Source organism: Aurantimonas coralicida DSM 14790 (assembly GCF_000421645.1).
GTDB lineage: Bacteria > Pseudomonadota > Alphaproteobacteria > Rhizobiales > Rhizobiaceae > Aurantimonas > Aurantimonas coralicida.
Genome location: NZ_ATXK01000003.1, coordinates 149,046 through 167,464 on the forward strand (window position 1 = coordinate 149,046; position 18,419 = coordinate 167,464).

15 protein-coding genes are annotated in these 18,419 nt (G+C 67.6%); 7 read left to right on the forward strand and 8 right to left on the reverse strand.

Translation table 11 applies throughout. The features are described from left to right. Positions 1–4: 4 nt before the first annotated feature. From H536_RS0109265 to H536_RS0109290, 6 genes are all read right to left on the reverse strand, one after another. Positions 5–1,801: a D-apionate lactonase family protein gene (locus H536_RS0109265; RefSeq protein ID WP_024350208.1), complete on the reverse strand. Its 1,797-nt coding sequence runs from the start codon at positions 1,799–1,801 to the stop codon at positions 5–7. Then, positions 1,798–2,817, reverse strand: a complete 1,020-nt coding sequence (locus tag H536_RS0109270; RefSeq protein ID WP_024350209.1) for a Gfo/Idh/MocA family protein — start codon at positions 2,815–2,817, stop codon at positions 1,798–1,800. Before H536_RS0109270 ends, H536_RS0109265 begins: the two co-directional genes overlap by 4 nt. A gap of 12 nt (positions 2,818–2,829) precedes the next feature. Then, the gene (locus tag H536_RS0109275) at positions 2,830–3,900 is read right to left on the reverse strand and encodes an ABC transporter permease (protein WP_024350210.1); all 1,071 of its coding nucleotides are present in this window, start codon (positions 3,898–3,900) and stop codon (positions 2,830–2,832) included. After that, on the reverse strand, positions 3,900–5,459 hold the full coding sequence (locus H536_RS0109280; RefSeq protein WP_024350211.1) for a sugar ABC transporter ATP-binding protein: 1,560 nt from the start codon (positions 5,457–5,459) through the stop codon (positions 3,900–3,902). The genes H536_RS0109275 and H536_RS0109280 overlap by 1 nt, the downstream gene beginning before the upstream one ends. A 1-nt stretch (position 5,460) precedes the next feature. Beyond that, positions 5,461–6,108 (reverse strand): DUF2291 family protein, encoded by a 648-nt coding sequence (locus H536_RS0109285; protein ID WP_024350212.1) that lies wholly within the window; start codon positions 6,106–6,108, stop codon positions 5,461–5,463. Positions 6,109–6,183: 75 nt separating this feature from the next. Then, complete coding sequence (locus tag H536_RS0109290) at positions 6,184–7,128, reverse strand: D-ribose ABC transporter substrate-binding protein (protein ID WP_024350213.1); 945 nt, start codon at positions 7,126–7,128, stop codon at positions 6,184–6,186. Positions 7,129–7,269: 141 nt separating this feature from the next. Here H536_RS0109290 and oiaX point away from each other — a divergent pair, with 141 nt between their 5' ends. Further along, positions 7,270–8,517 carry a 3-oxo-isoapionate-4-phosphate decarboxylase OiaX gene (oiaX, locus tag H536_RS0109295; RefSeq protein WP_029702964.1) on the forward strand — a complete coding sequence of 416 codons (1,248 nt, stop codon included), beginning with the start codon at positions 7,270–7,272 and terminating at the stop codon, positions 8,515–8,517. Positions 8,518–8,591: 74 nt separating this feature from the next. Here the strand turns inward: oiaX and H536_RS0109300 are convergent, their stop codons facing one another. Both H536_RS0109300 and H536_RS0109305 read right to left on the reverse strand, forming a co-directional pair. Then, the gene (locus H536_RS0109300; protein WP_024350215.1) at positions 8,592–9,983 is read right to left on the reverse strand and encodes a M20 family metallopeptidase; all 1,392 of its coding nucleotides are present in this window, start codon (positions 9,981–9,983) and stop codon (positions 8,592–8,594) included. A gap of 99 nt (positions 9,984–10,082) precedes the next feature. Then, positions 10,083–11,015, reverse strand: a complete 933-nt coding sequence (locus H536_RS0109305; RefSeq protein ID WP_024350216.1) for a LysR family transcriptional regulator — start codon at positions 11,013–11,015, stop codon at positions 10,083–10,085. 106 nt (positions 11,016–11,121) lie between these two features. On the opposite strand from H536_RS0109305, the gene H536_RS0109310 reads away from it, so the two are divergent. Genes H536_RS0109310 through H536_RS0109335 form a run of 6 tightly spaced genes read left to right on the forward strand, consistent with a single transcriptional unit; the run spans position 11,122 to position 18,413 of the window. Beyond that, positions 11,122–12,963 (forward strand): CocE/NonD family hydrolase, encoded by a 1,842-nt coding sequence (locus tag H536_RS0109310; RefSeq protein WP_024350217.1) that lies wholly within the window; start codon positions 11,122–11,124, stop codon positions 12,961–12,963. A gap of 23 nt (positions 12,964–12,986) precedes the next feature. Continuing rightward, the gene (locus tag H536_RS0109315; RefSeq protein WP_024350218.1) at positions 12,987–14,531 is read left to right on the forward strand and encodes an ABC transporter substrate-binding protein; all 1,545 of its coding nucleotides are present in this window, start codon (positions 12,987–12,989) and stop codon (positions 14,529–14,531) included. A 51-nt stretch (positions 14,532–14,582) separates the two neighbouring features. Then, a complete protein-coding gene (locus H536_RS0109320; protein WP_024350219.1) occupies positions 14,583–15,500 on the forward strand; it encodes an ABC transporter permease in 918 nt (305 codons plus the stop codon). Between the two features lie 5 nt (positions 15,501–15,505). Continuing rightward, positions 15,506–16,402 (forward strand): ABC transporter permease, encoded by an 897-nt coding sequence (locus H536_RS0109325; protein WP_024350220.1) that lies wholly within the window; start codon positions 15,506–15,508, stop codon positions 16,400–16,402. Further along, positions 16,399–17,430 carry an ABC transporter ATP-binding protein gene (locus H536_RS0109330; RefSeq protein WP_029702967.1) on the forward strand — a complete coding sequence of 344 codons (1,032 nt, stop codon included), beginning with the start codon at positions 16,399–16,401 and terminating at the stop codon, positions 17,428–17,430. The genes H536_RS0109325 and H536_RS0109330 overlap by 4 nt, the downstream gene beginning before the upstream one ends. Then, positions 17,427–18,413, forward strand: coding sequence for an ABC transporter ATP-binding protein (locus tag H536_RS0109335; RefSeq protein WP_035694797.1), 987 nt, complete (start codon positions 17,427–17,429; stop codon positions 18,411–18,413). Before H536_RS0109330 ends, H536_RS0109335 begins: the two co-directional genes overlap by 4 nt. Positions 18,414–18,419: the final 6 nt, after the last annotated feature.

The window sequence follows — 18,419 nt, forward strand, 5'->3', positions numbered from 1 at the left end:
CGCTTTACCTCTTCGATCTCGTCGCGCCGCCCTGCCGCAGCGTTGCGCCGACGTCGTCTCTTACCTTCCAACCAAAAGGTGGCAAGTCTTCGAAGGGTTCTAATGTGAGGTTTGCGTCGAACACGGCGCCCGACAGGGCAAGATGGGCGCGTTGTGTGTCCACTTCGCTCGCCACCACCGCCATCCCGGCGCATGCCGCCAGCGCCGCGATCGCTTCGGTCAGGGGCAGGCGGCTGCCGTCCGGCGCGAAGAGGCCGCGGGGTCCATAGAGTTCGGCTGGCGTCCAGACCGAGATCCCCGCCGGGGCCAGCGCGGTGGCGAGCCCCACCGCATAGGCGGCGGCAAATCGGCCGGCATGGCGCGGATCGTCGTCGGCCATGGCGACGCGGCGGCGATCCGGGTTCGGAATGGTGCGGGCGCCATAAGGGTTCTGCCGCATCGCGATGGTCGACGGGCCGATGCGGTAGTCGCGATCGCCGATGATCGCCCGCGCCGAGGCGGTGATGTGGGCGACGGCCTCGAGCGTCTCCATCACGGCGCGGTCGCCGGCGTCGTGGACGATCGGGCACAGCGAATGAACGACGAAGTCGAGCATCTCCACCGGCGGGCGCTTGCGGTTCAGCTCGGGAAAGAAGCTCGCCATGCCGCCGCCCATCAGGGGCACGTCGAACCGGCGGCGTGCGGCGGCATGGATCGCGTCGAGCGGCGGGCAGGGCGGCCAGGCCGATCCGGGCGGCGTCGATTGCCGGTCGACCGACGGGCAGACCATGACGCTGTCCGGCGCAAAGCCCGCAGCGCGCATGGCGTCGGCATAGCCGGCGAGGATCGGGTCCGGATCGACATCCGCATCGCCGCCGAAATCGGCGATCATCTCCAGGTCGAAACCATGGGAGGGCGCGGCGGCCTGAAGGGCGGCGTGGGCGACGAACTGCCCGGCGACATCGCCGAGGCTGGCGTCGACATGGCAGAGCAGGCGCTGCGGCCGGACCGCGTCGAGATCGCCGAGACTGGTAACGGCCCGACGGGCATGGTCGGCGGTAACAAGAATGGCCGTCTGCGGGAACGTCGTTCCGGCGGCCGGCGGTGCGGCGGTCTTCGGCGCGGCTGCCGGGACGCCCGACCATGTCAGGCGCACGGCCTGGCGCAGTTCCTCGCCATCGGCGATGTCGTAGGGCCAGGGCAGGGCGATCGGCCGGTTGTAGGTCTTGAAGGAGGCGTCGCCCCACTGGCGCTGATCCTCCATCTCGAAGGCATCGCCCTCGAAACGGCAGCGGCACTCCTTGCTCGCGACCCGATGGGTGATGCCGGCCATGTCCATGAAGGGCTGCCACGGCGCGATGCGCTGCGGGAAATGGCCCTCCTCGACCTGTCCGTCGGTATGGGTGACGGTGACGGGTGCCCCGGCCTGGCCGGTGATCGGGTGGAGGACCGTGAAGCCGGTGCGGTTGGTTTCGAACCGGCCGCTCGCCTTGCCGACCGCCTCGAAGTCCAGCCCGTCCGGCCGGACGCGGATGGTCAGGTTCACATCGAGCCGTCCCGGCGGGTTGGTGAAGGCGAGGGCGCAGCGGAGCACCAGCGCATCGCCCTCGCGGCTCTCGCGTACCGGACCCATCTCGGGAAACAGCGTGCCCCAGTCGCGGTCGCGGGCGAGGAACGCCACCTGCCGCAGGAGTTCGCGGCCTCCCACGGTCAGGTGGGAGATCGCGCCGTTGCGAAAGGCGAAGGCGACGGGGCCGAGCTCGACGGAACGCGCCGTTTCGAGCGGCTGGTCCGTGCCGTAGAGTTCGACCGGATCGCTCATATGTCGGACAGCCTCACCGTCTCGCCGGTCTCGGCCGAGCGGTAGGCGGCCTGGACCAGCGCCAGGGTCTTCAGATTGTCGGCGCCCGAGGTTTCCGGCTGGGTGCCGGCGTCGATGCAGGCGACGAAATGCTGCTGGATGATCCGCACGCTCTCCTGGATGTTATGCCAGGGACGCTCGGCCCAGGGCAGGACGGGCGGCGACACGTCGGTCACGGTCTCGTCGCCACCGGTCTGGACAACCAGGCTGTAGCCGGCGTCGAGCCGCAGCGTGCCCTCGGTGCCGTCGATCTCCAGCAGCGACTGCGGAAAGGTCTCCGGCGTGCGGCGGGTGGCATAGGAGCAGTCGACGACGGAGGTCACGCCGCCTTCGTGGGCGAGCAGCATGGTGGCCACGTCCTCGCCCTTGATCTTCGGATTGACCCGCTGCGTGGTCGCCGCGATACGCTCGACATCACCGAACAGCGCCCGCGAGATGTCGAGGATGTGGATGCCCAGATCCTCGATGATGAAGCGCTCGCCTTCGGCCAGATAGGGCTGGCCGGAATAGACGTCGTAGCCCGAACGGAAGGCGACGCGGCCGAAGAAGGGCGTGCCGATCGCGCCGCTGCGTACGGTCTCGATGGCCTTGCGCACGGCCGACTGCCAGCGGAAGTTCTCGTGCACCATCAGCGTGCGGCCGGCGGCCTCGACGGCGGCCACCATGGCGCGGGCGTCGTCCATCGTCTCGGCGAAGGGCTTCTGGCAGATGACGTGGCAGCCGGCGCCGGCAGCCATCTCGACCAGCGGCCGGTGGCTCTGGACGGTCGTCGCGATGTCGACGAAGTCCAACTCCTCGGCCGCGAACATTGCCGCCGCGTCGGTATAGGTGCGGGCGATGCCGAAGGTCTCGGCGGTGGCGGCGAGCCGCTCGGGATCGCGGTCGCAGAGCGCCACGATCTCCGCGCCGTCGATGTCGCGCCAGGCATGCAGCTGGTTCTGTGCAAAGAAGCCGCAGCCGATCAATGCGCCTTTCATGGGGTACTCTCCTTACTTGCCGAGGGCCGCCTGGGCCTGCAGGGCGACGCGGCTCTGGACGCGCTGCTGGGCCTGGTCGATGACCACGGCGGCGATGATGACGAGACCCTTGATCACGGTCTGCCAGAAGGCCGAGACGCCCATCATCACGAGGCCGTCCGACAGGACGCCGATGACGAAGGCGCCGATGATGGTGCCGCCGATCTTGCCGCGCCCGCCCGACATGGACGTGCCGCCGAGCACCGCCGCGGCGATGGCGTTGAGCTCGAAGGTGTCACCGGTGGCCGGATGGGCGGCGACGAGCTGCGAGGCGATGATGATGCCCACCAGCGCGGCGCAGAAGCCCGAGAACATGTAGACGAAATACTTGACCCGGTTGACCTTCACGCCGGACAGGGCCGCGGCCTTCTCGTTGCCGCCGACGGCATAGATGTAGCGGCCGAGCGGCGTGCGCTTGGCGATATAGGCGGCGACGCAGCCCACCGCGATCAGCATCCAGATGGAGATCGGAATGCCGAGGAAGTCGCCGGCGCCGATCATCCGGAAGGTGTCCGAGCCGTATTCGGCGTTGCCGTTGAGGTTGGGGAAGGTCCGGCCGTCCGAGGACAGCATGGCGGCACCGCGGGCGACATAGAGCGTGCCCAGCGTCGCGATGAAGGGCGCGACGTTGAGCTTGGTTATGAGGAACCCGTTGATCGCCCCGACGGCCACGCCGACGACGATGACCAGGAGGCAGATCTCGATCGTGTTGAACTGGATCGACCAGCCAAGCCCCAGATCGATGCCGTTGAGGATCAGCCAGCCGGCGACCATGCCGCACAGGCCGACGATCGAGCCCACCGACAGGTCGATGCCGCCGGAGACGATGACGAAGGTCATGCCGATGGCGAGGAAGGCGTTGAGCGCGACGTGCTTCGACATGATGACCATGTTCGCCGTCGACAGGAAGTTCGGCGCGGCGAAGGCGAAGAAGACGAAGACGAGGATCAGCGCGATGAAGGTGCGCGCCTTCAGGATGACGAGCAGCATCGAGGTGCTGTCCATCTCCCGGCGGGGAACGGCGGTGGCGGTCTGGGCGGTCATCACGAGGCCTCCTTGAAGGCGGAACTGGGTGCGTGGTCGGGGGCGTGCCCCATTGCCGAAGCCTCGACGAGCGCCGTTTCGGTCGCCTCGTCCTTGCTGAACTCGCCGGTCACCCGGCCGTTCGACATCACCAGGATCCGGTCGGACAGCGACATCACCTCTTCGAGGTCCGAGGTGACGAAGACGATGCCGAGGCCGTCGGCGGCCAGCTTGCGCATGACGCGGAACACCTCGGCCTTGGCGCCGATGTCGATGCCGCGGGACGGCTCGTCCATGAGCAGGATCTTCGGGTCGGTCATCAGCGCCTTGGAGATGACGACCTTCTGCTGGTTGCCGCCCGACAGCGAGGAGACCTCGTGCTCGGGGGAGGCGATCTTGATGGTCATGCGGCGGATGAAGTCGGCGACGGTCTCGGCCTCGCGCTTCAGCGACATGTGGATGCCGCGGGTGAAGGCGCCGAGGCTGGACAGCGTCATGTTCTCGCGGATCGACAGGATCTGCACGAGCCCGTCCTGCTTGCGGTCCTCGGGAATGAGGGCGAGGCCGCGGGCAATCCGGTCGGAGACGCCGCGCTTGGCCAGGTGCTCGCCGCGCATGAAGAAGGAGCCGGCATAGTCGCGCTGCTGCCCGATGATGCATTCGAGCAGTTCCGAGCGCCCGGCGCCCATCAGGCCGTAGACGCCGAGGATCTCGCCCTCGCGCAGCGAGAAGGAGACGTCGTCCACGGCCAGTCCGCCGCTCTTGTTGGGCAGCGAGATATGCTCGGCCCGGAAGATCTCGGCGCCGTAATCGTGCTCGACCTCCTTGGCGAAATCCTTCGAGGCCTCGCCGATCATGTTGCGCACGATCCAGGGCACGTCGACGCCGTCCATCGAGCGGGCGCCGGTGATGGCGCCGTCGCGAAGGACCGTGATGTAGTCGCCGACGCGGATCAGCTCTTCCAGCCGGTGCGAGATGTAGACGATACCGACGCCGTTGGCCTTCAGATCGGCGATGACCCGGAACAGGATCTCCACCTCGGAGGCCGACAGCGCCGAGGTCGGCTCGTCGAGGATCAGGATGCGGGCGTTCTGCGCCAGGCTCTTGGCGATCTCGACGATCTGCTGCTGGCCGACCTTGAGGTCGCCGACCAGCGTGTCGGGGTCGATGTCGTGCTCCAGCCGGCGCAGGAGGCGGCGGGTTTCCTCGCGCTGCGCGGCCATGTCGATGTCGACGCCGGCACGGGTCTTTTCGCGCGCGATGAAGATGTTGTCGCTGACCGACAGGTTGGGGAAGAGGTTGAGCTCCTGGAAGACGATGCCGATGCCGTGGCGAGCGGCCTCGTCGGTCGAGCGGAACACCCGTTCCTCGCCGTCCATCAGGATGGTGCCCTGGGTCAGCTGCTCGACGCCGGCGATGACCTTCATCATCGTCGACTTGCCGGCGCCGTTCTCGCCGACCAGCACGTTCACGGCGCCCATATAGAGGTCGAAATCGACGTCCTTGAGGGCGACCGTGCCCGGATAGACCTTCAGGCCGTTGCGGATCGACAGGCCGATCGGATGGGCAGCGTCGGCCATCTCACTCTCCGATCTGGAGCTGGGTCGGGACCAGCTCGACCGATTGCGCGTTGCCCTTCAGCGCGATGACGCCCTCGAAACGGGCGGTCTGGCCGACCACGTCGCCCTCGGGAAGCGTCAGCCGCGAATGGGCGACGGCGTTCAGCGCATTGGCGAGCTTGGCGAATTCGATCTGGTCGCGGAAATCGGTGAAGACGATGAACGGCATGGCGTCGCGCAGCGCCGTGCCGCGGATGATCGGTCCGAGCTGGACCGTGACGTCGCCCTTGCCGTCGCCGTCGGTGTCGACCTGCAGCTTGGCCGCGCGGCTCTTCAGCTTGGCTTCGACGATCTTGCCCTCGCCGGAGACGGCGAAGTTCCACGGGCTGGTCTCGCCGTCGCGGGGAAAGCCGTATTGTTCGCCGGCGGCGTCGGGATCGCTGGCCATGGCGGCGCGCAGATCGGTCAGCGGCACGACGTGGCTGGCGATCTCCGGCATGACCTTCGGCTCCCATGCCTCTTCGGCATAGGCCGCCATGCGGGTCTCGTCGGTCGCGGCGACCGCGGCGCCTTCACCGGCGGTCTTCTCGGATTCCCAGACGATGGTGAAGCCGCAGAGGCAGAGGACCGAGGCGGCGAGAATGGTGGTGCGGATGGTTCTGTTGCGCATGGCAGGCCTGCCCCTGAACGGTGATGTGCCTGGCACGATGGCCAGGCACGAGCGTGTCTTGGGAGACGAGTAGCGTCAGTCGGCGAGCGCGAAGGTCTCGAGCTTGTCGGCGTTGCTCTCGTCGATCAGCACGCAGTCCATGAGCTGCTTCTCCGGCTGGCCGGTGGAGCCCGTGGTCAGGTACTGGTCGGCCTGCTCGACGGCGAGCTGGGCCTGGCGATAGGCCGGCTGCAGCACGGTGGCCTTGATGCCGCCCTTCTTGATCGAGTCGCGCACGTCGTTGGAACCGTCGAAGCCGACGAGGATGACGTCGGTGCGGCCGGCCGCTTCCAGCGCAGCCCAGGCGCCCATCGCCATGGTGTCGTTGCCGGAGATGACGCCCTGGATGTCCGGATTGGCCTGGAGGATGGTCTCCATCTTCTCGTAGGCTTCGGTCTGCGACCAGTTGGCGGACTGCTGCGCCACCATCTTCATGTCCGGATACTGGTCGATGATGTCGTGATAGCCCGAGGACCGGATGCCGGCATTGGTGTCGGCTTCGCGGCCGAGCAGCTCGACGTAATTGCCTGCCTCGCCCATCAGCTCGACGAACTTCTCGGCACCGAGCTGCGCGCCCTGGTAATTGTTGGAGACGATCTGGCTGACGGCGATGCCGCTTTCCTTGATCTCGCGGTCGATCAGGAAGGACGGGATGCCGGCTTCCTTGGCACGGCGTACGGGCGCGACGGAGGCGTCGGCGCCGGCATTGTCGAGAATGATCGCCTTGGCGCCGCGCGCGATCGCCGTGTCGTACATTTCCGACTGCTTGTTCGGGTCGTCGTCATGGACGAGGACGAGGGTCTCGTAGCCGAGTTCCTGGGCGCGCTTTTCGGCGCCGACGGCCTCGGCCTTGAAGAACGGGTTGTCATGGCTCGGCGTGATGATGGCAATCAGGCCCTTGTCCTGGGCGAATGCCGGCATCGCGATCAGGCTGGCAGCGCCAGCCAGCGCGGAAATGAGAATACGACGGTTCAACAGCATGAAAGGCTCCTCCCGATCATTCGTGGCACCCGGTGCGGATGCCCTCCTCCCTAGATCGGCCCGAAGCTTGAGAGATCGTCATTACTATGTCAACAGGTATGATGAGTATTTGAGATGGCGTGCGACAAGAAGGATAATGCGATGGCGGACGACATGATCAGGGTGACCTATCGCATCGAATGCGCCGGCGACGTCGAGGCGATGGCCGCCAAGATCGCGTCGGACCAGTCGACCGGCACCTTCACCGAACTGCCGACAGAGACCGAGGCCGTGCGCGCCCGCTGCGCCGCCCGCGTCGAGCAGGTCACGCCGCTCGAGCCGCTGGCCGTCCCGTCGATTCCCGATCCGGCAGGGCAGGGCCCGTATCACCGCGCCGACGTCACCATTGCCTATCCGCTGGAGGCCGTCGGCACCGACATCGCCGCGCTGATGACGATCACCATCGGCGGCGTCTTCGCGGTCAAGGGCGTCACCGGCATCCGCGTGATGGACATCGACCTGCCGCAGGCCTGGGCGTGCCATCCCGGGCCGCAATTCGGCATCGCCGGCTCGCGCCGGCTGATGGGCGTGGAGGCGGGACCGATGATCGCCTCGATCATCAAGCCGTCGCTGGGGCTTCTGCCGGACGAGACCGCCGCGGTCGTCGCCGATCTCTGCGCCGCCGGCGTCGATTTCATCAAGGACGACGAGAAGCTGATGAGCCCGGCCTATTCGCCGCTCGAGCAGCGCATCGCGGCCATCATGCCGGTGATCCGGGATCACGAGCAGAAGACCGGCAAGCGGGTGATGTACGCCTTCGGCATTTCGTCGGCCGATCCCGACACGATGATGCGCAACCATGACCGCGTGGTCGAGGCCGGCGGCAACGCCGCCGTCGTCAACATCAACTCCATCGGCTATGGCGGCATGAGCTTCCTGCGCAAGCGCTCGGCGCTGTGCCTGCATGCCCACCGTAATGGCTGGGACATCCTGACCCGCCATCCGGGGCTGGGTCTGGAATTCCGGGCCTATCAGAAGATCTGGCGGCTGCTCGGCGTCGACCAGTTCCAGATCAACGGCATCCAGGCGAAATACTGGGAGCCGGACGAGAGCTTCGTGCGCTCCTTCGAAGACTGCATGACGCCGATCTTCTCCGAGGCCGACCGGCCGCTGCCCGTCGTCTGTTCGGGCCAGTGGGGCGGGCAGGCGGTCGAGACCTATGAGCGCACCGGCCGCACGCTCGACCTGATGTATCTCGGCGGTGGCGGCATCCATGGCCATCCGATGGGGCCGGCCGCCGGCGTGCGCGCCATCCGCCAGGCCTGGGACGCGGCGGCCGAGGGCCTGTCGCTGGCCAACAAGGCGCGGGACCATCCCGAACTGGCCGCTTCGCTGACCAAATGGGGCTGAGCGCCCCGTATCCGCGCTGACATGCGAAGGAGGCAGGGCCGGGCAGCAGGCTCCCGGCCCTCTTTCGTGACGTCCTACCGTTCGACGGCGGGTGCGTTCTCGCCGAGGTCCCAATAGAGACCGGCCATCATCGCCAGGCCCTCGCGCACGATGCCGGTGGGCACATGCTCGTTGGGCGCATGCTGGGAACAGCCCGGATAGGAATGCGGCACCCAGATGGTGCGCATGCCCAGGACTTCGGAGAAGGCGTCGTTGGGCAGCGAGCCGCCGAGATTGGGCAGGATCGCCGGCCTGGCGCCGGTCGTCTTGGCGATGGAATCCACTGCCCAGCCGACCCAGGCGTCGTCGGGATCGAGGCGCGTCGCCTTGAAGATGCCGTCGCTGGTCAGGCCGATCTGCACCATGCCGAGGCCCTGCCGGTCGAGATGGCGGCGGATCGCCGGCATCACCGCCTGCGGATCGATGCCGACGACGTAGCGCAGCTGCATCCGGGCCCAGGCTCGCGGCGGGATGGCATTGACCGGCGTCTTCGGATTGCCGGCCTCGAAAGCCAGGACTTCCAGGGCGCACCAGCCGAAGACCCGCTCCGACGGCGTCAGGCCCGGCTCGCCCCAGTCCCGCTCGATGATCTTGCCTTCCTCGCCGGCGGTGATGTCGCAATCGGCCAGCACCCGGCGTACCGCATCCGGCACATGGGTCGGCACCATCTCGCGAATGCGGATCTGGCCGGTCGGCCCCACCAGGCTGGCGATGGCGTGGGAGAGCTGCACCGCCGGGTTGGAGAGGAGGCCGCCCCAATTGCCCGAATGCCGGCCGCCCTCGCGGGCGTCGATCCAGATGTCGAAATTCACGCCGCCGCGTGAGCCGAGAAAGATTGTGGGCCGGTCGGCCGTCAGGCGCGGACCATCGGACGCGATCAGGACGTCGGCTTTCAGCCGGTCGCGATATGTGTCGCAAACCGCATGCAGGCCGGGCGAGCCGACTTCCTCGCCCATTTCGATCAGATATTTGGCGTTGAAGCCGAGGCGGCCGCGGGTTTCCAGCACCGCTTCCAGCGCGGCGAGATTGATGCCGTGCTGGCCCTTGTTGTCGACGACGCCGCGGCCGTACCAGCGATCGCCGCGATCGGTCACCGACCAGGGCGACAGGCCGTCTTCCCATTCGGCATCGAGACCGCGGATGACGTCGCCATGGCCGTAGCCAAAGACGGTCGGCAGCGCCGGGTCTTCAATCCGCTCGGCGATCAGGAACGGGCCCGGCGCGCTGTCGTCGGTGACGATCTCGGTGGTGAAGCCGAGCTTCTCCAGCGCCGGGGTCATCTCCTCTTCGAGATAGCGCAGCAGTTCCGCCCGCCGCTCGGGGTTCTGGCTCTCGGTCGGCATGGCCACGCGGCGTGCGAGTTCGGCGCGGAAACGACCGGAATCGAACGATTCCTGGGCAAGGGCGATGGCGGCGTCACGACTCACGGGCAGATCTCCTCCTCGACTTCGCGCGAAGCCTCGCCACCGGGCGCTCCCGCGTCAAATGCCAAAAACACAAGTGAGCTTGCGCCCCGCGCATGAACGTCAGGCCGGCTTATCTTCGGATTCGAGCCATTGCTGGTTGGCCAGCGCGGCTTCCTCGATCGCTGCGGACCGCACGAGCGAGGTCAGCCGGTTGATCGTCGGCGTGCGGGCCTGCCATTTCGGCAGGATGAACACGTAATGCAGTTCGATTGCCGGCTCGAACGGGCGGATCACCATGCCGGGCTTGAGGCTCGAGCGGGCGACGAAGCCGTCGGCGACGGCGACGCCGACGCCGAGACCGGCGAGTTCGCAGGCGACGATGCCGTTCGGTGTTTCCAGCCGGATCGTCGGCGTGGCGTCGATCTTGCGAAACGCGGCGTCCAGGGATTGCCGCATGACGGTACGCGGCGCGTTGGCGATCAGCGGCAGGTCGCGCAGATCCTCGGCGTGGATCCGGCGGCGCCCGGCCAGCGGGTGATCGTGGCGCATGACGGCGACGGCGCGGATCGAGGCGATCGGCTCGATGTCGATGGCGTCATTGTCCATCGGCAGGACGGTGATGCCCAGATCGAACTGCTCGCGGCCGAGCCATTTCTCGATGTCGAGACGCGAACGCGAATCGATGGCGGCGGTGAAGCCGGGGTCTTCCGCCGTCATCGTCGCGATGGCATCCCCCAGAAGCGCGCCGGTGATGTTCGGGGCGGTCAGGATGCGCACATGCCGGCGCTGGCGCGCCTTGACCCGCTGCGCCGCGTGCATGGCTTCGTCGAGGCTGTAGAGCGCGTGCTCCACATGGCTGTAGAATTCGCGCGCCTCGGTGGTTGGCACCAGCCGGCGCTTCGTGCGAGTGAACAGCGCGAAGCCGACCTCGTCCTCCAGCGCGGCCAGAAGCCGGCTGACCTGCGGCTGCGTGCGGTGCAGACGTTCGGCGGCCCCGTTCAGCGAACCGCCCTCCATGAAGGCGCGCAAGGCTTCCAGACCCTTCAGATTCACCGGTTCACTCCATTCGCTTTGCGCATGAGATCTTGCGAAGATCGAAATTGACGCATGGCACAGGCCCCGTACGCTGACCACCCTGAGAGGCGCGTACGGAGTTCCGATGTCTGATAGCGATACGAAAGGTGACGCCTGGCGAAAGCCGCCGTCGCGCTATCGGGACGAGCGCCCCGCGCAGTTCGCGCTGCCGGCCCGGCCGGCCTCCTGCTACATCGAGATGCGCGATGGCTGCCGGATCGCCGCCGACATCTACCTGCCGGAAGGGCCGGAACGGCCGGACCGCATTCCCACCATCCTGATCCTGACGCCCTATTACCGCCGGTTCGCGCTGCGGGACGGGGCCTCCGCCGACACCGAGCCCAGCCCCAACGCGGCGCGCTACCGCGATGCCTTCGTGCCGCGCGGCTATGCGGTGGTGGTGGTCGACGTGCGCGGCACCGGCGCCAGCTTCGGCACCCGCGACAGTTTCCGCTCCCCAGCCGAGCGCGAGGATTTCCGCGAGATCGCCGACTGGATCGTCGCCCAGCCCTGGTCGGACGGCACCATCGGCTCGACCGGTATTTCCTATCTCGGCGCGGCCGCCTGTTTCCTCGCCAGTACCGGCCATCCGGCGGTGAAGGCGATCGCGCCGCTCTTCGCGGTCTGGAACACCTGGGTCGATCACCTCTATCCGGGTGGCGTGCTCTTGAACAAACTGGCGGCGAGCTACGACGACATCATGGTCGGGCTCGACCATGACCGCCGCGACGTGCTGGCGAACCAGCCCTATTTCGACAATCCGGACTTTGCCGGTCCGCAGCCGGTGGACGAGGACGGCGACGGCACGCTCTGCCGTGCAGCGGTGCGCGAACATCTCGGCAATTTCCACATGCCGGACTTCATCGGCGAGTTTCCCTTCGCCGACGACCGGCTGCCCTACGATCCGTCCTTCGGGGCGCACTGCTTCAGCCCCTACCATTACGCCGCCGACATCGCGCCGGACGTGGCGATCTACTCGATTTCGGGCTGGATGGACGGGGCCGGCTTCGCCAATGGCGCCATCGCCCGCTATCGGTCGCTCCCCAATCGCCGGCAGCATCTGCTATTGGGTCCGTGGGACCATGGCGCCCGCACCAATGTGTCGCCCTGGCGGGATCACACCGCTCCGGACTTCGACGTCCTGGCCGGAGTGCTGCGGTTCTTCGACGAATATCTGATGGGCCTCGACACCGGGCTGAAGGACGAGGCGCCGATCCACTATTTCTCCATGCACGAGGAAGTCTGGCAGGCCGCCGACGCATGGCCGCCGCATCAACAGCGGCAGGTCCTGCATCTGGACGAGGGCGGTCGTCTGGCCTCCGCAAGGGGCGTTGCCGGCGAGGACGCCTACCAGGTGGACTATACCGTCGGCACCGGCAACGACACGCGCCATGAGCGCCTCGCCGCCCTCAACACCACCGATTATTACGCCGACTGGCAGGGCCGCGACGCGGCGATGCAGTCCTATACCAGCGCGCCGCTCGAAGCCGCCGCGCGCATGTCCGGCCATCCGGTGGTCGACCTGTCCATCGCGTCCAGCGAGGGCGACGCGGTGATTCACGTCTATCTGTCGGAGGTCGAGGCCGACGGCACCGTTCGCTACGTCACCGAGGGGGTGCTGCGGGCCCTGCACCGGCACGAGATGCCGGCGCCGGCCGATCAGGACTGGTCGTGGCCCTATCGCGATTTCAGCCGGGCCAGCGCCGTACCGATGGTGCCCGGCAAGCCGGCGCGGATGCGCTTCGCGCTGCTGCCGACGTCGTGGACGTTCGGCGCCGGAAGCTGCATCCGCCTTTCGATCGCCGGTGCGGACTGCGATCATTACGTGCAGCTGCCGCACGGGCGACCGCCCCTTTTGACGATCGTTCGAGGCGGAACCGGCGGGTCGCTGGTCGAACTGCCGATGACGGCGAGCCAGCCGCGATGAGGAAACCAGGAGAGGGAAGCACGATGAAGACGCTGAGAAATACCCTGATGGCCGCCTGCGCGATGACGCTCGCGGCCTCGCCGGCCTTGGCCGGCAAAGACAACGACACCTTCGTCTGGGCGACATCCACCGAGATGGATACCCCCGACCTCTATTACGGCAACCAGCGCGAGGCGCTGATCACCGCCTACGCCCAGTGCGACAGCCTGATCCACCGCGACCCGGAGACCAACGAGTACCAGCCGCTGCTGGCGACGAGCTGGGAATGGGTCGACGACAAGACGCTGGAGATGGACCTGCGCGAAGGCGTCAAGTTCCACGACGGCACCGATTTCGACGCCCAGGACGTGGCCGACACGCTGAACCATGTCGCGGCGCCCGACAGCGACATGAAGATCCGCGTGATCGTCGACTGGATCGACAATGTCGAGGTGGTGGACGACCACAAGGTCCGCATCCATGCCAAGGCGCCGACGCCGGCGGCCTTCGAATATCTGTCCGGCACCTCGCCGATCTATCCGGCCGGCCATTACGACAGCGCGCCGGAAGTGCCGGGTGCCGACGGCACGACGCGCCGCGACTGGGGCGCCGTCAACCCGGTCTGCACCGGGCCCTACAAGCTGACCGACTACCAGGCCGGCCAGTCGCTGACCCTGGAGCTCAACCCGGATTATTTCGAGGGCAGCCCGAAGGGCAAGCCGTCCATCGGCAAGATCATCTACCGGACCATCAAGGACCCCGAGACCCAGATCGCCGAGGTCGTCACCGGCGGCGTCGACTGGATCTGGGGCGTGCCGCCCGAGAATGCCGGCATGCTCAATGACATGGACAACCTCACCGTCGTCTCGGCGCCGACCATGCGCATGTCGTTCCTGGCGCTGGACGCCGCCGGCCGCACCGGCGAGACGCCGATGACCGACATCCGCGTGCGTCAGGCCATCGCCCATGCCATCGACCGCGAGGCGATCACCGAGAACCTCGTCGGCGAAGGCTCGACGGTGCAGAAATCCATGTGCGTGTCGGTGCAGTTCGGCTGCGAGACCGATGTCACCCAGTACCCCTACGATCCGGAGAAGGCCAAGGCGCTGCTGGCCGAGGCGGGCTACCCCGATGGCTTCGAGGTTCCGTTCCACGCCTATCGCGACCGGCCCTATTCGGAAGCGGTGCTGAACTATCTGCGCGCCGTCGGCATCAAGGGTGACCTGCAGTTCCTGCAGTGGCGGGCCCTGCGTCCGCTGATCGCCGGCGACGAGACCCAGATCGCGCATCTGACCTTCGGCTCCAACGGCATGCTCGATGCCTCGGCCTCGACCGGCTACTACTTCCAGTTCGGGCCGGACGACTACGCCCGCGACGAGGAAGTGCGCGACTGGCTGACGGAAGCCGAGACGACCACGGATACCGAGGCCCGCAAGGCGCTCTACTCCAAGGCGCTCAAGAAGATCGCGGATGAAGCCTATTACATCCCGCTCTTCATCTATGGCCGGACCTACGCCTTCAACAAGGACCTGGACTATCCGGTGACCCCCGACGAGATGGCGCATTTCTATCTCGCCAAGTGGAAATAACCAGCGTCCGCCGGGGAGCGTCAGGCTCCCCGGCCACCGACCCGAGGCTCAATGCTCTTCTTCATTCTCAAACGCCTGCTGGTGACGTTTCTCGTGGTGGCTGTCACCTCGGTGATCGCCTTCCTGCTCGTCCACATGTCCGGCGATCCCGCGGCGGCGATGGCCGGCGAGGGGGCTTCGGCCAGCGACATCGCGGCGGTGCGTGAACTCTTCGGCTTCGACCGCCCGCTGATCCTGCAATATCTCGACTGGATCGGCCGTCTCCTGCAGGGCGATTTCGGCCGCTCCTATTACCTGCGCATGGACGTTGTGGATGTCCTGGCCGAGCACGTGCCGGTCACTGCAACACTGGGCGTCCTGGCGCTGACCTTCGCGCTGGCGCTCTCCATTCCGCTCGGCGTCCTGGCGGCGCTGCGCCCCAACACAATGATCGACCGCATCTCGCTGTGGCTGGCGGTCGCTGGCCAGGCGCTGCCGTCCTTCCTCTTCGCGCTCGGCCTGATGTATCTCTTCGGCGTCTATCTGCGCTGGCTGCCGATCTCCGGCGATTCCACCTGGGCGCATTTCATCATGCCCTCGGTGGCGCTCGGCTATTACGCCACCCCGGCGATCATGCGCCTGACCCGCTCCGGCATGCTCGACGTCATGCAGGCCGACCATGTGCGCACGGCCCGCGCCTATGGCCTGACGCCCTGGCGGGTCGTGGTGCGCCATGGCCTGCGCCACGCCATTGTGCCGGTGGTCTCGCTCGCCGCGGTCCAGCTCGGCTTCATGCTGGGCGGCTCGATCGTCATCGAGACGATCTTTTCCCTCAAGGGCATCGGCCATCTCGCCTGGGAGTCCATCCAGCGCGCCGACATCGAGGTGATCCAGGCGATCCTGCTGCTGATCGCCGTCGCCTACGCGATCCTGACCCTCGTCGCCGACCTCCTCAACGCGGCCCTCGATCCGCGGATCCGCATCTCGTGAGTTCCATGCCCCCAGTCACCCACGCTCCGCCTCTCCAGATCGCGGTCTCGCCGACCCGCGTGGCCGTCGGCCGCGCCCTCCGGCATGGCAGCTTCTGGGTCGGCGGGCTGATCATCCTCGTCATCTTCCTGGCCGCCATGTTCGCGCCGTGGCTGACGCCCTACGATCCGTCGATCCAGGATCTCGGCCAACGCTTCGTCGCGCCGGTCTGGGCCGAGGGCGGCAGCTGGGCGCATCCGCTGGGCACCGACGGGCTCGGCCGCGACTACCTCACGCGGCTCCTCTTCGGCGCCCGCATCTCGCTGATGATCGGCTTCCTGACCATTCTCATCTCCGGCACCATCGGCACCGCCATGGGCGTCGCCGCCGGCTACTGGGGCGGCTGGGTCGATCTGGTGGTCAATTTCATCATCACCATCCGCCTGACGCTGCCGGTCGTCCTCGTCGCGCTGGTCGTCGTGGCGCTGGTCGGCAGCTCTTTGTCGCTGCTGGTCATGGTGATCGGGCTTCTGCTCTGGGATCGCTTCGCTATCGTCATGCGCAGCGCCACCCAGCAGCTGGCCTCGCGCGAATACATCACCTCGGCACGCACCATCGGCAGCTCCACCAGCCGCATCCTGATCCGGGAGATCCTGCCCAACATCATGGGGCCGCTGATCGTCGTCGCCTCGATCGAGCTGGCCCACGCCATCCTCCTGGAGGCAGCGCTGTCCTTCCTCGGCCTCGGCGTCCAGCCGCCGAACGTGTCCTGGGGGCTGATGGTGGCCGAAGCCAAGAGCCAGCTCCTGTTCCGCCCCTGGATGATCGCCGTGCCGGGTGCCGCGCTGGTGCTGCTGATCTTCGCGATCAATCTCGTCGGGGATGCCCTGCGCGATGTCACCACGCCGGAGGGCAAGGCATGAGCATGACCGCCCCCATCCTCGAAGTGACCGGCCTCAAAGTCGAGATCCCCGTCCGCGACACCGTGCTGCGCCCTGTCCGCGGCATCGACATCAGCGTCGCCAAGGGCGAGACCGTTGCCATCGTCGGGGAATCCGGCTGCGGCAAGAGCCTGACGGCGCTGGCCATCATGGGCCTCCTGCCGCGCCAGGCGAAGCTGACCTCCGAGCGCATCGACCTCAACGGCGAATCCCTGAGCGAGGCCTCGCCGCGGCGCTGGCGCAAGCTGCGCGGCGACCGCATCGCCATGATCTTCCAGGATCCGATGACGGCCCTCGATCCCTGCTACCGGATCGGCGACCAGATGGCCGAGATCCTGAGGCAGCACCGCAAGGTCTCGCGCAGCGCCGCCCGCGAGCGCTCGCTGGAGCTCCTGCGCAAGGTCGGCATTCCGTCGCCCGAGGAGCGGCTGACCCAGTATCCGCACCAGCTTTCCGGCGGCCTGCGCCAGCGCGTGATGATCGCCATGGCGCTGCTGTGCGAGCCCGAACTGATCATCGCGGACGAGCCCACCACGGCTCTCGACGTGACCATCCAGGCCCAAATCCTGCGGCTGTTGCGCGACATCCAGCGCGAGACCGGCATCGGCCTGATCCTGATCACCCACGATCTCGGCGTGGTTGCCGGCATGGCCGACCGCATCGTCGTGATGTATGGCGGCGAGGTCGTCGAGGCGGGGACCTGCGACGAGGTGCTTGCCCGCCCGCTGCACCCCTATCCCGAGGGCCTGATGCGCTCGATCCCGGTGCCGGGCGAGACCCGGCGCGGCGAGACGCTGGGTTTCATTCCGGGCGTCGTGCCGCGCCAGACCGGCGACCTGACGCGCTGCGGCTTCCTGGAGCGCTGTCCCTATGCCCATGCGCCCTGCGCCGAAGGGCCGATCGCGCTGCGCGATGCCGGCGGCGGCCATCTGATGCGCTGCGTCCTGCCGGCCGACGGCAGCGGACGCGATCCCGAAGCCTGGACACGGCAGTCGGAGGCAAGCTCATGACCGAGACCGTTCTCAGCATGCGCGGCGTCACGCGCGACTATGCCGTCGGCGGCGCCTTCCGCAAGAAGGCAACCCTGCGGGCCCTGCGCGGCATCGATCTCAGCGTCGACCGCGGCCGCACGCTCGGCCTCGTCGGGGAATCGGGCTGCGGCAAGAGCACGCTCGCCCGCATCCTCCTCGGCATCGAGGACCCGACCGCGGGGACCGTGCTGGTCTCCGGCCGGCCGATCCAGGACTATGAGCGTCTGGCTCGGGCCCGGCTGATCCAGCCGGTGTTCCAGGATCCCTATTCCTCGCTCAATCCGCGCATGTCCGTCGAGGCGATCATCGGCGCGCCGCTGAAGGTGCGCGGCGAGGGGACGGCTGCCTCGCGGCGCGCGCGCGTCCACGAAATGGCGGGCGAGGTGGGACTGCCGCGGCATCTGGTCGAGGCCTATCCCAGCCAGCTCTCCGGCGGCCAGCGCCAGCGCGTCGCGATCGCCCGGGCGCTGATCGGCGAGCCTGAAATCCTGATCTGCGACGAGCCGACCTCGGCCCTCGACGTCTCGGTGCAGAGCCAGATCCTCAATCTGCTGCACCGGCTGAAGCAGGAACTGAACCTGACGATGATCCTGATCAGCCACAACCTGGCCGTGGTGCACCACCTCGCCGACGAGGTGGCGGTGATGTATCTCGGCCAGATCGTCGAGCGCGGCGACGCCGACGCCATCTTCGAGCGGCCCTGCCATCCCTATAGCGATGCCCTCTTGAAGGCGGTGCTGCCGCCGCGCGCCGGCGCCCGACTGCCCGAACTCGGGCTCGAGGCCGAGTTCCCCAGCCCGGTCAATCCGCCCTCCGGCTGCGCCTTCCATCCGCGCTGCCCCAAGGCCGACGCGCTGTGCGCCGAGGTCGATCCGAACCCTGCCGGCATCGACCCGGTCTTTCGCTGTCACCACCCGAACAATTTCGGCGCCGCGGCGCATCCCGCGCGCGCGGCAGGCTGAAGGGAC